The sequence below is a fragment of the Novosphingobium olei genome (assembly GCF_012927405.1).
Lineage (GTDB): Bacteria > Pseudomonadota > Alphaproteobacteria > Sphingomonadales > Sphingomonadaceae > Novosphingobium > Novosphingobium olei.
On record NZ_JABBGM010000004.1, the window covers coordinates 220,705 to 235,287 of the forward strand.

A 14,583-nucleotide genomic window follows, 5' to 3' on the forward strand; every position below is an offset into this window, starting at 1 on the left:
CGCGCCGCGCCCCTCAGCGCGCACCTTCGCGCCAGATCACCACGCGCAACGTCTGCAGCAGGATGATCAGGTCGAGGAAAGGCGAATAGTTCTTGGCGTAATACAGATCGTATTCGAGCTTGTGCCGCGAATCCTCAATCGAGGCGCCGTAGGGATAGTTGATCTGCGCCCAGCCCGTGATGCCGGGCTTGACCATGTGTCGTTCGGCGTAGAACGGCAGCTTCTCTTCCAGATCGGTGACGAATTCGGGGCGCTCGGGGCGCGGGCCGACAAAGCTCATCTGCCCCTTGAGAACGGTCCAGACCTGCGGCAGCTCGTCGATCCGCACCTTGCGGATGAAGCGGCCGACCCGCGTCACTCGCGGATCGTTCTCCTGCGCAAACTGCGCGCCACCCGCCTCGGCATCGACCCGCATCGATCGCAGCTTGATAAGATTGAACGTCTGGCCGTAGAGCCCGACGCGCGTCTGGCGGAAGAAGGCCGGCCCGCGGCTGTCAAGCTTGACGATGATCGCGAAGACCAGAACCAGCGGCAGGGTGACGATCAGCAGCGCCAGGCTGACGATGACGTCGAACAGGCGCTTGAACACGCTCGAGAACATACGGCCCGACGAAAAGCCGTCGGAAAAGATCAGCCAGCTTGGATTGACCGTATCGAGGTCGATCCGGCCCGTCTCGCGTTCCAGGAACGTGGAGAAGTCACTGACGTGAACGCCCGTGGTCTTGATCCGCAACAGATCCTGCAGGGGCAGTGAATTGCGCCGCTCCTCCAGCGCAAGCACCACTTCGCCCACGCCGAGATTGTCGACAAACCGCGTCAGGTTGTGGATTGCATGTCGCCCGATGGCTTCCTCGATCACTGGCTTCTGGTCGCTCATCGCAACGAAGCAGACGATAAGGAACCCTGCTTCGGGCCGCTCGGCCAACTGGCGAAGCCGTTCTGCCCGATCGCCTGCCCCCAGCACCAGCACGCGGCGTCGGAAGGGGGCCGTACCGAGCACGTTGCCGAGCACCAGTCGCACGAATACCAGCAGAACGATCGTGATGCCCATCGCGTAGAACAGGTTCGAACGCCACAGCGTGCGGCCCGGCAGAATGAAATAGACCACCGACAGCGCGATGATGCCCAGGCTGATCGCAACAAGCAGGCGAGCCGTGGCATAGCGCATCGACCGCAGCGCATCCGAACCGTAAACGCCAACTGCAATCATGGCCAACTGGGTCAGCAGGGCATAGCTGAGCAGCGGCACCCACCGCTGCGTGACGAGACCGGGATCCATGCCGATCTGTCGGGCACGAAGCAGCCAGCCTAGTTCGCCCGACACAAGCAGAAGGACGAAGTCCACGAGCGCCAGCACGAGCACCGCGTTGGGAATGTAGTGCTTGAAGAGCCGGAACATCTGCCTGTTGTCACCCCGATCACGGCCGGTCAGGGCCCGCCGCTTTCGTCGGTCCTAGCCCTCGGACGTAAAGCGTCGGTAAATTTGACAGTGAAATCCGGCGGCGCAAGAAATAAAATTCATGAAAAAGGGCGCGCCGGCAAACTCCGACGCGCCCACATGTCGCCCAAACTTACAGGTTGGTGACTTACTTGTCGGTCGCCTTGTCGGCAGCGGTTTCGGCTGCGCTCCCTACCTTCTTGGCCGCCGCACCCACGTCGGAGGCAGCCCCGGCGATCGCGTTATCGCGCGAGGCGCGGCTGTTCGACATGTTGGCGAAGAAGTAGAGGCCCGCTGCCAGCGCAAGCACCAGCACGATTGCGATGAACCAGCCCGCACCTCCGCCAGACCGCGGGCGATCGTCATAAACGGTGGTGTGAGTGTGCGTCGCGCCGGCGGGACGTTCGACTTCAACTACGCGTTCTTCGACCATGACTGGTGCCTTTCAGAAGATTTTCATGTTGCGGCACAAATGCCCGGAAATGCTACAGGTTCCGCGATTGCCGATTGATTTGGCGTCCTGCACTCTGGCCAGACCATTCACCTGCTGCCATGTTCCGCCGTATGCGCCAGAAGGAACTCCGCATCGCGCTCGTCTGCTACGGCGGTATCAGCCTTGCGGTGTACATGCATGGGGTGACGAAGGAGATCTGGCACGCCACCCGTGCGAGCCGGGCCTTCCATCGCAGCGACGCCCGCTCTTCCGGAATCGAGGGCGTCTATCGCGCGATGTTCGAGACCGCACAGCTGACGCGAGGCGTGCGGCTGCGGCTCCTGCCCGACATCATCTCGGGCGCAAGCGCTGGCGGCATCAACGGCGTTTTCCTCGGCCAAGCGCTTGCCAGCGGTCAAAGCCTCGAACCGTTGACGCGACTCTGGCTCGATCGTGCAGATGTGGACGTGCTGCTGGATCCAGACGCGAAGCCCTGGGGTCGCTTTGCCAAATTCTGGGCCCAGCCGATCGTCTGGTTCGTGCTCAAATGGCCCGGAAACGTGGTTTCCCGAACGGTCGCGTCCCACACGCGCGCCGAAGTGCGACGCAAGGTTTCGCGGCTTATCCGCGCGCGCTGGTTTGCTCCGCCGTTCAGCGGCATCGGCTTCTCGCGCCTGATAACCGAAGCGCTCGATGCCATGGCGCGCAGCGTTGGCGACGAAGACGCCGACGGCCAGCCGCTTCTGCCGCCGGGCCACCCGCTCGACCTGCAGGTGACCGCGACCGACTTCAACGGCCACCCGGAGGAGTTGCGGCTGAACAGCCCGCCGCTGGTGGTCGAGAGCGAGCATCGGCTGACCATCGGATTTCGCAAGGCGGCCGGCGATGGGCAGGATGCTGGCCTCGCCCCTGTTCCCGAACTGGTCTTTGCGGCCCGCGCGACCGCCAGCTTTCCCGGCGCCTTTCCGCCGCTGACTGTCAACGAGGCCGAACAGCTCGTGCAAGAGCGATCGCTCGACTGGCCGACACGCGCCTCGTTCCTGCAAAGGATCATGCCGGTCCGCTGGAAGCGCGGCGAAATCGAAGGTGCTGCACTTGTTGACGGTGCCGTTCTCGTCAACCGACCGTTCGCCCAAGCGATCGGCGTCCTGCGCGATCGGCCAGCGCAGCGCGAGGTAGACCGCCGCTTCGTCTACATCGACCCCAGTCCGGACCACATGCGCATCGCCCCGCGGGGAGGGGCCACGGTCGGTTTCTTTTCGGCGATTTTCGGATCGCTGTCCTCCATCCCGCGTGAACAGCCGATCCGCGACAATCTGGAGGCGCTGGAACAGCAATCGCGCGAACGCGCCCGCATGCGGGCCATAGTCGATGCACTGCAGCCGGAGATCGAGGAAACGGTCGAGAAGCTGTTCGGATTCACGCTCTTCTTCGACTCCCCCACGCTCAAGCGCCTCACAGGTTGGCGCAACAAGGCGCAGCAAGCCGCTGCAGAACAGGCCGGCTTTGCTTTTCACGGTTATGCCCAGGTCAAGCTGGCCGGGATCGTTGCCGACTTGGCCGAAGTGATCTGCGAGGCCGCGCCGGAAGCGGCAACCCGTGGCGCGGTCGAAACCGCGCTGTGGGGTCACCTCTCGGCGCAAGGCCTGGACCGCTTGGCAGAACTTCGCGGCGGCGCGCGGCCTGAGGCCATCGCGTTGTTCCGGAACCACGATCTGGCCTTTCGCATTCGCCGCCTGAAGCTGCTGGCCCGCCGCCTGACGCACGATTGGGACGAAGCGGAAGGCACCGCTCCCGAAGCCCGCGAAGCAGCGCGCGACATGGTCTATCGCGCGCAAGCTTTGTATCAGGGGCGTGAAACGGCAACGGGTCTTGGGCCCGGCTTCGCCGAAACAGCTGCCGTCGCCACGCGTGATCCTGCTGCGGCACTGGCCGCAATCGCCGCACGCCGCGATCTCATGAGCATCGACCTGCAAGTTGACGCGATGATCGTCGCCGCGCTCGAAGCGATGGAGAAGCCGCTGCGCCGACGCTTTCTCTATGCCTACCTCGGCTTCCCGTTCTACGACGTTGCGACACTTCCCCTGCTGCAGGGCGAAGGCATGGGCGAATTCGATCCGGTCAAGGTCGACCGAATCTCGCCCGATGACGCCACTTCGATCCGGCCCGGCGGCACGTTCGATTGCCTGCGCGGGGTGGAATTCTTCAATTTCGGCGCGTTCTTCAGCCGCGCCTATCGCGAGAACGACTACCTCTGGGGCCGGCTGCACGGGGCCGAGCGAACCATCGACCTGATCGCCTCGACGATCGAGCCACCGCTCGATGGTGTGGTCGTGCGCCGTTTCAAGCGCGATGCGTTTATCGCAATCCTCGACGAGGAAAAGGCCCGCCTCGTTGCCGAGCCGGGCCTTGTCGCCGGTATCGAACAGGAAGTACGCGCAGCCTTCGCTGAAGCGTGAAGACGCAGGCGCGCGTTACTCGGTCAGGTCGGTCCAGGCATCCTTGATGCGTTCGAAGAACCCCTTGGACTGCGGGCATTCTTCGCCGGTCTCGGTTCCCTGGAACTCTCGCAGCAATTCCTTTTGCCGGGCGGAGAGTTTGGTTGGCGTCTCGACCTGGATCTCGACAACAAGATCCCCCTGCCCACGCCCTTGCAGCACGGGCATGCCCGCCCCGCGCTTGCGCAGTTGCTTGCCGGACTGGATGCCGGCGGGAATGTCGATCGCGTGGCGGGCCCCATCCAGACCGGGAATCTCGATCGAGCCGCCAAGCGCCGCCGTGGTGAAACTGATCGGCGCGCGGGTCAGCAGCGTGGTGCCGTCCCGCTCGAACACGCGGTGGCGCTTGATATGGAGAAAAATGTAAAGATCGCCGGCCGGCGCCCCGAATGGCCCCGCCTCCCCCTTGCCCGCAAGGCGGATCCGAGTGCCATTGTCGACACCCGGCGGAATCTGCACCTCCAGCTTCTGCTCGGCATCGACGCGACCTTCGCCGCGGCATTGCCGACAGGGCTTCTCGATCACTTCGCCGCGCCCGTGGCAGTTGGGGCACGGACGCTCGACCATGAAGAAGCCCTGCTGCGCGCGAACCTTGCCGTGGCCACCGCACAGATTGCAGCGCCGCGCCGAGGTGCCCGGCTGTGCGCCCGTGCCGTCGCACGGATCGCACTTTTGCGAGATCTCCACCTCGATTTCGGCCTGCTTGCCGTGGAAGGCATCTTCGAGCGTGATCTCCATGTCGTAACGCAAGTCCGCGCCACGACGCGGTTGGCTCCGGCCGCCACCAAAGCCACCACCAAAGATGCTCTCGAAAATGTCGCCAAGATCTCCGAAGTCGCCGCCGCCGCCGAAGCCACCGCCGGCACCACCAGCGCCCTGCTGGAACGCAGCATGGCCGTAACGGTCATAAGCCGCACGCTTCTGCGGATCGGAGAGGCAGGCGTAGGCTTCGTTGATCTGCTTGAACTTGGCTTCGCTGTCCGCACAACCCGGGTTCTTGTCCGGGTGGAACTTCATCGCGAGCTTGCGGTAGGCCGACTTGAGCACCTTGTCGTCTGCGGTGCGCTCGACCTCGAGCAGTTCGTAGAAATCAATCTCGGCCGACATTGCGGTTCCTTACATAGACGACCCGCCGCCCACGCTGAAACGCAGACGGCGGGTCGAAATCATCGCAACATCACTTGGTGTCGTCGACTTCCGAGAATTCGGCATCGACCACATCGTCATCCGCCTTCGGCGCTTCGGCACCTGGCGAAGCCTGAGCAGCCTGATCCTTCTCGTAGATCGCCTGACCCATCTTCATCGCCTTGTCGGTCAGCGCCTGGGTCTTGGCGTTCATCTCGTCGGCATTGCCGCTTTCGATGGCAGCCTTGGCTTCGGCGATTGCCGCTTCGATCTCGCCCTTGAGCGCGGCGTCGATCTTGTCGCCGTTCTCTTCAAGCTGACGCTCGGTCGCGTGGACGAGGCTTTCGGCGTTGTTCTTGGCCTCGGCGGCCTCACGACGCTTCTTGTCCTCTTCGGCAAACTTCTCGGCATCGCGGACCATCTGATCGATGTCCGCGTCCGAAAGACCACCAGACGCCTGGATGCGGATCTGCTGCTCCTTGCCGGTGCCCTTGTCCTTCGCGCTGACGTTCACGATGCCATTGGCGTCGATGTCGAACGTCACTTCGATCTGCGGCACACCGCGACGCGCAGGCGGAATGCCGACAAGGTCGAACTGGCCGAGCAGCTTGTTGTCCTGGGCCATTTCTCGCTCGCCCTGGAACACGCGGATGGTCACCGCCTGCTGATTGTCCTCGGCGGTCGAATAGACCTGGCTCTTCTTGGTCGGGATCGTGGTGTTGCGGTCGATCATCTTGGTCATGATGCCGCCCAGCGTTTCGATACCCAGCGAAAGCGGGGTCACGTCGAGCAGCAGCACGTCCTTGACGTCACCCTGCAGCACGCCGGCCTGGATCGCCGCGCCCATGGCGACGACTTCGTCCGGATTCACGCCGGTGTGCGGATCCTTGCCGAAGAACTCCTTCACCACTTCGCGAACACGCGGCATGCGGGTCATGCCGCCCACCAGCACCACGTCATCGATGTCCTTGGCCGAAACGCCGGCGTCGGCCAGCGCCTTCTTGCAAGGCTCAAGCGTGCGCTGGATCAGCCCTGCGACCAGCTTTTCGAGGTCGGCGCGCGTGATCGTTTCGACGAGGTGCAGCGGGGTGGTGCTGCCACCTTCCATGCGCGCGGTGATGAAGGGCAGGTTGATCTCGGTCGTCTGGGCCGACGACAGTTCGATCTTGGCCTTTTCCGCCGCTTCCTTCAGCCGCTGCAGGGCAAGCTTGTCGCCGCGGAGATCCATGTTCTCCTTCGACTTGAACTTGTCCGCCAGGTATTCGACCAGCGCGGTGTCGAAGTCTTCGCCGCCCAGGAAGGTGTCGCCGTTGGTGCTCTTCACCTCGAACACGCCATCGCCGATCTCCAGGATGGAGATGTCGAACGTGCCGCCGCCAAGGTCATAGACCGCGATCGTCTTGCCGTCCTGCTTGTCAAGGCCATAGGCCAGCGCCGCCGCGGTCGGCTCGTTGATGATGCGCAGCACTTCCAGACCCGCGATCTGCCCGGCATCCTTGGTCGCCTGGCGCTGCGCGTCGTTGAAGTAGGCAGGCACCGTGATCACCGCCTGCGTGACGGTCTCGCCAAGATAGCTCTCGGCGGTTTCCTTCATCTTCTGCAGGGTGAAGGCCGAAATCTGCGACGGGCTGTAGTCCTGGCCACCGGCCTTGACCCATGCGTCGCCGTTCTTCCCCTTCGTGATCGAATAGGGAACCAGCTCGGTGTCCTTCTGGGTCAGCGGATCGTCGAAACGACGGCCGATCAGACGCTTGACCGCAAAAATGGTGTTGTCCGGATTGGTCACCGCCTGGCGCTTTGCCGGCTGACCGATCAGGCGTTCGCCGTCCTTGGTGAAGGCGACGATCGAAGGCGTCGTGCGCGCGCCTTCGGAATTCTCGATGACCTTGGGCGTGCCCCCGTCCATCACCGCGACGCAGCTGTTGGTCGTGCCGAGGTCAATACCGATAACTTTAGCCATGGTTTCCCCAATTCCTTCCAAATGAGACACCGCGAAATCGCTCGCCCCCCTGCCGGGCAGGCGGCGTTGTGCGGCTCCGACGAGGGGCGATATAGGTGCGCTTCGACTTGGCACAAGGCCCTGCCCGCACTAGGTCGGGCACAGTTCAAGGAATGGAGAGAAAACCGATGCGCGCCAACTCTTTCGCCAAGTCGCTCACGGCCGCGACCGGCATCGCGCTCGTGCTGTCCGGTTGCTCGAAGCAGCCGGGCGAAGCCCCCGAGGCGACTGCGTCGGCCCCTGCCGCGGCGGGGCCGGAAGCCGCACCTGGCATTACCGTGTCCGACGCAGTGGTTCGCCTGCCAGCCGTTTCCGGCAATCCGGGTGTCGCCTATTTCACCATTGCGCAAGGATCTGGCGCACCGCGCAAGATCGCAGCGATCCATGTCGAGGGCGTGGAACGTGCCGAGATGCACGAGAGCACCATGAAAGGCGGTATTGCCAGCATGGGCGCGGTGACGGAAGTCGCGCTCGAACCGGGCAAGGCGATCCAGTTCGCGCCCGGCGGCTACCATGTCATGCTGTTCGGCACCGCGCCGACGCTCAAGGCTGGGGGCACCACTGAACTGACCGTAACCCTTGACGATGGTGACAAGGTCAGCGTCTCGGCCAAGGTCGAAGGGGTCGGCGGTGGCAGCGACGACATGGGCGGCCATGACATGAAGATGTGATTGGCTAATGCCGAAAGACAGGGCGCTGACGACGAACGAGCGCGCGCTCGTTCGTCACGTGTTCGGGGATGCCATCGCACTGGACCCGGTGCGGCTCAGGCCGCGCCGCTTTTTCCCGTTCCAGCCGCGCAACACCGTGATGGCACCGATGGGGCACATCCATTTCCACCCGGACGGGCCGCACTGGCGCGATGATTTCGCGCTGTCGTCCCTCGCTGCACAAGGGCTCTTCATTCACGAAATGGTGCATGTGTGGCAATCGCAGCAACGCGGGCGATGGTGGCTGCCGCTGGCGCGCCATCCGTTCTGCCGATACGACTACAGCTACGTGGCCGGCAAACCGTTCGAGAAGTACGGCATCGAACAGCAGGCTGAAATCGTGAGGCACCTGTTCATGGCAAAAAGCGGCACACCCCAGCAAGGTGCACCGCCCTTGGCCGCGCTGGAAGCGCTGGTGCCGTTTCGCGCCTGATCAGCAGCGGACGCGGTATTCGTAACCGTTCGCATCCCGGCGATAGCAGCGACCGTTCTTCTTGATCAGCGACCCGACGGCGCCGCCGGCTGCCGCGCCGATCGCCGCGCCGGTTGCGACGTCGCCACCGGTCGCAGCGCCGATCAGTGCACCGCCTGCGCCGCCAGCCAACGCACCTTCACCGGCGTAATTGCTGGCACATCCGCCGAGCGCCAGCGCACCAGCAAACACCGGAATCAAAAGCTTCGAAGCCATCGTCATTCTCCTCGCAACCCGTTGATGGGACTACGAGGAGAACGCTTGAACGGTTCCCGTAAAGCCCTTGGGGGTCAGTCGGGCTTCTTGGCCACTGCCACCATGGCCGGGCGCAGCAGGCGGTCCTTGATCATGTAGCCTGCCTGCAGTTCCTGGATCACCACGCCCGGCTCGACATCGGCCGAAGGGATTTCGAGCATGGCCTGGTGCTGGTGCGGATCGAGCGGCAGGCCCTTGGCGGCAATGCGCACGATGCCATGGCTGCCGAAGACCTTCTCGATCTCGCGGCCGGTCGCTTCGAGGCCCGCGACCAGATTCTTCATCTTGTCGTCCTCGCGCAGATCAGCGGGGATCGAATCCAGCGCGCGCGAAAGGTTGTCAGCCACCGACAGAATGTCACGCGCGAAAGACGTCGCAGCATAGGCGCGCGTGTCGGCGATATCCTTTTCCATTCGGCGGCGCAGGTTTTGCGTCTCTGCCTTGGCATAGAGCACGTCCTGCTTGGCGGCTTCGAGTTCGGCCTTCACGGCCTCAAGCTCGCTGGCCGACGCCTGTTCGTCGTTCGCGCCAAGCACCAGTTCCTCTGGCACGCCTTCCAGTTCGGCCTTGGCTTCGGCATCCTGCGGGCGCGTCTCGTTCTCGGTCATTTTCTGGAAAATCCATCCTGTGCGATGAGTTTGCTCAAGCTCTGAGCCGTGAAATCCACCATGGGGACAACCCGGGCATAATTCAACCGCGTCGGGCCGATTACCCCCACCACGCCGACAACGCGCCCGTCGCCGTCGCGCCACGGCGACGCGATGACCGACGAGCCGGAAAGCGAGAAAAGGCGGTTCTCGCTGCCAATGAAAATGCGCGCGCTTTCCGCTTCGCGCGCCGCATCCAGAACGCCTGCGATGGCTTCGGCACCTTCCAGTTCTTCCAGAAGCAACCGCACGCGCTCGATGTCATGCAGCGCCGCCTCATCGAGCAGGTTGGCCTGTCCTCGCACCACCAACACAGGACGCTGCGCCGCATCGATCGACCACACTGCAAGGCCGCGCTGGACAAGATCAGCGCTCACCGCATCAAGCGCGGAGCGCCCACCGGCAATTTCGTCACGGATCATCGCCACCGCCTCGGCCAGAGTGCGGCCGGCGAGCCGGCTCGTCAGGTAATTCGATGCCTGTTCCAGCGTGCCAGCGCCCGCCATCGCCGGAAGATCGAGCACGCGGTTTTCAACGCTGCCATCTTCGGCGACCATGACTGCAAGGGCGCGCGCCGGGCCGAGCGGCACGAACGAGAGCTGCACCAGCCGCGCCTCGCGCCGGGGTACCATGATGACCCCCGCCCCGGCAGAAAGCTCTGACAAGGCCGACGAGGCTGCGGCGAGCGCGGCCTCGATCGTCCCGCCGCTGGCAAGGCCGCGTTCGATCTGCTCGCGTTCGGTTATCGAAGGCTCAGCAACCTGCATTATGCCGTCCACGAACAGGCGCAGGCCGATTTCGGTCGGCATACGTCCGGCGCTGGTATGCGGTGCCGCCAGCAACCCTGCATCCTGCAATTCCTGAAGCACCGAGCGGATCGAGGCCGGCGAGAGATTTACCGCACCCGAGCCAGCCAGCGTCTTCGAGCCGACTGGCAAGCCACTCGCAATGTAGCCTTCGACCACCAGCCGGAAGATGTCCCGCGCGCGCGCCGAGAGCTCTGAAAGCGTCGCCCCTGTCATGGCCGATCCGGCACGGGTACGACCATGGGCACGAACCGATCGAGCGCCTGTCCGATCGGTCTTACGGTCTCGAAGAAGCCCTTTGGCATTGCAGCGCATGAATCTGAATAGGTCGCGGTCCAGGTCTGCCCATTTTCGCGCCAGCGCAGCCGGGTGTAGATCGGGTCCTTGTCCGCAGGCTTGCATCCCTCGCCCGGCTCGGCAGCTTTGCGGAAGCGGGCGAATTGCGAGCGGGCGCGCTCGAACAGCCCGGCCTCGGTCGGGAAGCGGGTCCGATCCGGCTCGGCATCCGGATGGGTAAGCGCGTTGCGCGACACCCGTTCGCCCGTAGCGTCGGCATTGATCGCGAACGCATCCCAACTGCCCGGCGTGCCCACCTCGACCCACACGCTGTCCGGTGCAACGCTTGGCTCGGCAACGGTCGCCGCTGCAAGAAGGGTGGACAGGAAGGGAATCGGCATACCCCACATGTAGCGATCCTCTTGTCCTACTCAACATGGCGCGCAGAAGCGTGCGCCGCTCTGGCTTTCGCCCGGCTTCGCGGCTAAGCGCTCGCGCTGACCAGAATGGACAAGGACATGATCATGCGACCCTCCGGCCGTGCCGCCGATGAAATGCGCGCCATCTCGATCGAAACCGGCTTCACCAAGCACGCCGAAGGCTCGGTCCTGATCGGCTTCGGTGACACCAAGGTGCTCGTCACCGCGTCGATCGAAGAACGCGTGCCGCCGTTCCTGCGCGGCAAGGGCGAAGGCTGGGTCACGGCGGAATATTCGATGCTTCCCCGCGCCACCCACACGCGCGGCAGCCGTGAAGCCGCCAAGGGCAAGCAGTCGGGCCGCACCCAGGAAATCCAGCGCCTGATCGGACGTTCCTTGCGCGCCGTGACTGACCTCAAGAAGCTTGGCGAGCGCCAGATCACGCTCGATTGCGACGTGATCCAGGCCGATGGCGGCACGCGCACCGCATCGATTTCGGGCGCATGGGTCGCCCTGCGCCTTGCCGTGCAGAAGCTGCTGGACAGCGGCGCGATCAAGGAGGATCCGCTCACCCGCAAGGTCGCCGCGATCTCGTGCGGCATCCACCAGGGCACGCCGGTCCTCGACCTTGACTACATCGAGGACTCGTCGGCCGATGCCGATGCGAACTTCGTCCTTATCGAGGGTGGCCACATCGCCGAAGTGCAGGCGACGGCCGAAGGCGCCACCTATGACGAGGAAGGCCTGCTTCGCCTGCTCCGCCTTGCCCGGATGGGTTGCACCGAAATCTTCGCCGCCCAGGAAAAGGCCGTGTCACGGTGAACAAACTGACCCCCGGCAAGCTCGTCATCGCCACGCACAACAAGGGCAAGCTCAGGGAAATTCAGGCCCTGCTCGCGCCCTATGGCATGGAATGCCTCGCTGCCGGGGACCTTGGCCTGCCCGAACCTGCTGAGACCGGCACGACCTTTGCCGAGAATGCCCTGATCAAGGCGCATGCGGCTGCGCAAGCGGCGCATCTTCCTGCGCTCGCCGACGATTCAGGCCTCTGCGTCGTCGCGCTCGATGGCGCGCCGGGCGTCTATACCGCCGACTGGGCCGAAGCCGCACCGTACGAAGGCGGGCCGGGACGAGACTGGTACATGGCCATGGGCAAGGTCGAGGGGAAGATTGCCGAGAAGGGACCGTCCACGCCCCGCGATTGCTGGTTCGCCTGCACGCTTGCCATTGCCTGGCCAGACGGGTCGGAAGCGGTCTACGAAGGCCGCGCTCCGGGAACGCTGACCTGGCCGCCGCGCGGCACGTTGGGTTTCGGATACGATCCGGTGTTCGTGCCGACGGGCGACACGCGCACCTTTGCAGAGCTTGATCCGGCTGAAAAGCACGCCATCAGCCACCGCGCGGATGCGTTTGCCAAGCTGGTTGCCGCCCAGTTCGAATAAGCGATGTCGCTGGCACTGTATCTGCACTGGCCCTTCTGCCTCAGAAAGTGCCCCTACTGCGACTTCAACAGTCATGTCCGCGACAGGTTCGATCCGTCCGCGTGGGAACAGGCCCTGCTGGCCGATCTGGCGTTCGAAGCCGAACTGACCGGCGGCCGGGAGATCAGCTCGATCTTCTTCGGCGGCGGCACGCCGTCGCTGATGCCCCCTGCACTCGTCGCCCGCATCATCGATCAGGCGGCGGCGCATTGGCGCTTTGCCGATGACATCGAAGTCACGCTGGAAGCCAACCCGTCCTCGGTCGAGGCGAGCAGGTTTGCTGATCTGGCCTTGGCGGGGGTCAACCGCGTCTCGCTTGGCCTGCAGGCGCTCGACGATCAGACGCTGAAGTTTCTTGGCCGCCTGCATTCGCTTGCGGAAAGCCTGGACGCGCTGGCAATCGCACAGTCGCATTTCTCGCGCGTCAGTTTCGATCTGATCTACGCGCGCCCGGGTCAGACGCCCGAATCGTGGCAGGCGGAGCTGACGCAGGCCTTGTCGTACGGAACCGGCCATCTCTCGCTCTACCAGTTGACGATCGAACCGGGGACCCAGTTCGCGACACTGGTTCGTCAGGGAAAGCTCGTTCCGCAGGACGATGACGCGGCGGCAGAGCTTTTCGCCCTCACTCGAGAGATGACCGCTGCAGCCGGCCTCCCGGCCTACGAGATCAGCAACCACGCACGGCCGGGGGAAGAGAGCCGCCACAACCTCACCTACTGGCGCTATGGCGATTACATCGGCGTTGGCCCGGGCGCGCATGGCCGCCGGCTGGGGGTTGCGACGGTGCGGCACAAGAAGCCCGAGAACTTCCTCAAGGCAGTAGAGGAACAAGGCCAGGGCATTTGCGAAACGCGCGCGCTGGGCCCGCGCGAACAGGCTGCCGAAGCGGTGATGATGGGCCTGCGTCTCGCCGAAGGCATCCGCCCGGCCGCGCTAGCCGGGCGTTTCGGTTTGACGCAGGACCAGTTGATCGTCCCGGCGAAAAGGCGCTTCTATCGCGAAATGGGCTACCTCGAAGAAGCAGAGCCTGACACCGACACACAAGTCCTGCGTGTGACGGAGCGCGGAATGGCCGTTCTCGACGGGCTGCTGGGTGAACTCGTGCCCGAAGAACTCGTCGCGTGATCGACCGGGGCGACATGCTCCGCATCTGGCACGACCATCTTTCCCACGCGCGTCGCCGCTCGCCCCACACGGTACGCGCCTACCACGCCACTGCTGCGCGCCTGCTCGATGCCCTGCCGGAAGGCCAGACGTGGTCTTCGCTTGCTCGCCTGGAAGCCCCGGCGCTGCGCGCGCAGCTCGCGGCACGGCGGGGCGAAGGGATCGGCAATGTCTCGGCCGCGCGCGAACTGTCGGCGCTCAAGGCCTTCCTAGCTTTTGCGCGTGTTCAGGCTGGCGAACCCGAGGCACGGGCTCCACGCATGCGCGGACCCCGCGTGAAGAAGGGGCTCCCCCGCCCGGTCACGCCCGACGACGCAGTCAATCTCGCGGCCACCGTGTCCGAAGACGCGGCCGAGGAATGGATTGCCGCGCGCGATCGCGCTGTCCTTCTGCTGCTCTATGGCGCGGGCCTGCGCATTGCCGAGGCCTTGTCGCTGCCTGCTTCGGTGCTGCCGCTGGGCGAAACGCTGCTGGTCAAAGGCAAGGGCAGGCGCGAGCGGATCGTTCCGATTCTGCCGATCGTGCGCGATGCGGTTGCGGATTATGCGGTGAAAGTTCCCTATCTTCTCGCAAAGGACGAATTGCTTTTTCGCGGGGCCAAGGGCGGGCCGCTGGCGCAGGCGATGATCCAGCGGGCGGTGGCCCGCGCCCGGGTCGCGCTGGGCCTGCCCCCGACGGCGACACCGCATGCCCTGCGCCATTCGTTCGCCACTCACCTGCTTGGCGCGGGGGCCGACTTGCGTTCGCTGCAGGAACTGCTTGGCCACGCGAGCCTGTCGTCCACGCAGATCTATACCAAAGTGGATGCGGCAACCCTGCTCGACGTCTACCGCAGCGCCCATCCCCGGGCGTGACCG

General features: G+C 64.5%; 15 protein-coding genes. 7 read left to right on the forward strand and 8 right to left on the reverse strand.

Annotated elements, in window-relative coordinates:
• Positions 1-13: 13 nt before the first annotated feature.
• Both HHL27_RS11140 and HHL27_RS11145 read right to left on the reverse strand, forming a co-directional pair.
• Positions 14-1,399, reverse strand: a complete 1,386-nt coding sequence (locus HHL27_RS11140) for a TIGR03013 family XrtA/PEP-CTERM system glycosyltransferase (RefSeq protein ID WP_169493476.1) — start codon at positions 1,397-1,399, stop codon at positions 14-16.
• A 187-nt stretch (positions 1,400-1,586) separates the two neighbouring features.
• Positions 1,587-1,871 (reverse strand): hypothetical protein, encoded by a 285-nt coding sequence (locus HHL27_RS11145; protein ID WP_169493477.1) that lies wholly within the window; start codon positions 1,869-1,871, stop codon positions 1,587-1,589.
• Between the two features lie 131 nt (positions 1,872-2,002).
• Between HHL27_RS11145 and HHL27_RS11150 the strand changes: the two genes are divergently transcribed.
• Positions 2,003-4,330 (forward strand): patatin-like protein, encoded by a 2,328-nt coding sequence (locus HHL27_RS11150; RefSeq protein WP_169493646.1) that lies wholly within the window; start codon positions 2,003-2,005, stop codon positions 4,328-4,330.
• A 15-nt stretch (positions 4,331-4,345) separates the two neighbouring features.
• On the opposite strand, the gene dnaJ is transcribed toward HHL27_RS11150, so the two are convergent.
• Both dnaJ and dnaK read right to left on the reverse strand, forming a co-directional pair.
• Positions 4,346-5,476: a molecular chaperone DnaJ gene (gene dnaJ, locus HHL27_RS11155; protein WP_169493478.1), complete on the reverse strand. Its 1,131-nt coding sequence runs from the start codon at positions 5,474-5,476 to the stop codon at positions 4,346-4,348.
• Positions 5,477-5,546: 70 nt separating this feature from the next.
• The gene (gene dnaK, locus HHL27_RS11160) at positions 5,547-7,454 is read right to left on the reverse strand and encodes a molecular chaperone DnaK (RefSeq protein WP_169493479.1); all 1,908 of its coding nucleotides are present in this window, start codon (positions 7,452-7,454) and stop codon (positions 5,547-5,549) included.
• Positions 7,455-7,621: 167 nt separating this feature from the next.
• Between dnaK and HHL27_RS11165 the strand changes: the two genes are divergently transcribed.
• Entirely contained in the window at positions 7,622-8,164 is a 543-nt protein-coding gene (locus tag HHL27_RS11165; RefSeq protein WP_169493480.1) for a copper chaperone PCu(A)C, read from the forward strand.
• 7 nt (positions 8,165-8,171) lie between these two features.
• Complete coding sequence (locus HHL27_RS11170) at positions 8,172-8,636, forward strand: vgr related protein (RefSeq protein WP_169493481.1); 465 nt, start codon at positions 8,172-8,174, stop codon at positions 8,634-8,636.
• On the opposite strand, the gene HHL27_RS11175 is transcribed toward HHL27_RS11170, so the two are convergent.
• From HHL27_RS11175 to HHL27_RS11190, 4 genes are all read right to left on the reverse strand, one after another.
• Complete coding sequence (locus HHL27_RS11175) at positions 8,637-8,891, reverse strand: glycine zipper domain-containing protein (RefSeq protein ID WP_169493482.1); 255 nt, start codon at positions 8,889-8,891, stop codon at positions 8,637-8,639. It abuts the gene before it with no gap.
• A gap of 74 nt (positions 8,892-8,965) precedes the next feature.
• Entirely contained in the window at positions 8,966-9,538 is a 573-nt protein-coding gene (locus HHL27_RS11180; RefSeq protein WP_169493483.1) for a nucleotide exchange factor GrpE, read from the reverse strand.
• Positions 9,535-10,599, reverse strand: coding sequence for a heat-inducible transcriptional repressor HrcA (hrcA, locus tag HHL27_RS11185; RefSeq protein WP_169493484.1), 1,065 nt, complete (start codon positions 10,597-10,599; stop codon positions 9,535-9,537). Before hrcA ends, HHL27_RS11180 begins: the two co-directional genes overlap by 4 nt.
• The gene (locus HHL27_RS11190) at positions 10,596-11,069 is read right to left on the reverse strand and encodes a hypothetical protein (protein ID WP_169493485.1); all 474 of its coding nucleotides are present in this window, start codon (positions 11,067-11,069) and stop codon (positions 10,596-10,598) included. The genes hrcA and HHL27_RS11190 overlap by 4 nt, the downstream gene beginning before the upstream one ends.
• 114 nt (positions 11,070-11,183) lie before the next feature.
• On the opposite strand from HHL27_RS11190, the gene rph reads away from it, so the two are divergent.
• The 4 genes from rph to HHL27_RS11210 are packed head-to-tail and all read left to right on the forward strand — an operon-like array spanning position 11,184 to position 14,580.
• Positions 11,184-11,900, forward strand: a complete 717-nt coding sequence (gene rph / locus HHL27_RS11195) for a ribonuclease PH (protein ID WP_169493648.1) — start codon at positions 11,184-11,186, stop codon at positions 11,898-11,900.
• On the forward strand, positions 11,897-12,520 hold the full coding sequence (rdgB, locus tag HHL27_RS11200) for an RdgB/HAM1 family non-canonical purine NTP pyrophosphatase (RefSeq protein WP_169493486.1): 624 nt from the start codon (positions 11,897-11,899) through the stop codon (positions 12,518-12,520). Before rph ends, rdgB begins: the two co-directional genes overlap by 4 nt.
• A 3-nt stretch (positions 12,521-12,523) precedes the next feature.
• On the forward strand, positions 12,524-13,687 hold the full coding sequence (gene hemW / locus HHL27_RS11205) for a radical SAM family heme chaperone HemW (RefSeq protein WP_169493487.1): 1,164 nt from the start codon (positions 12,524-12,526) through the stop codon (positions 13,685-13,687).
• A 14-nt stretch (positions 13,688-13,701) separates the two neighbouring features.
• Complete coding sequence (locus tag HHL27_RS11210; protein ID WP_169493650.1) at positions 13,702-14,580, forward strand: tyrosine recombinase XerC; 879 nt, start codon at positions 13,702-13,704, stop codon at positions 14,578-14,580.
• Positions 14,581-14,583: the final 3 nt, after the last annotated feature.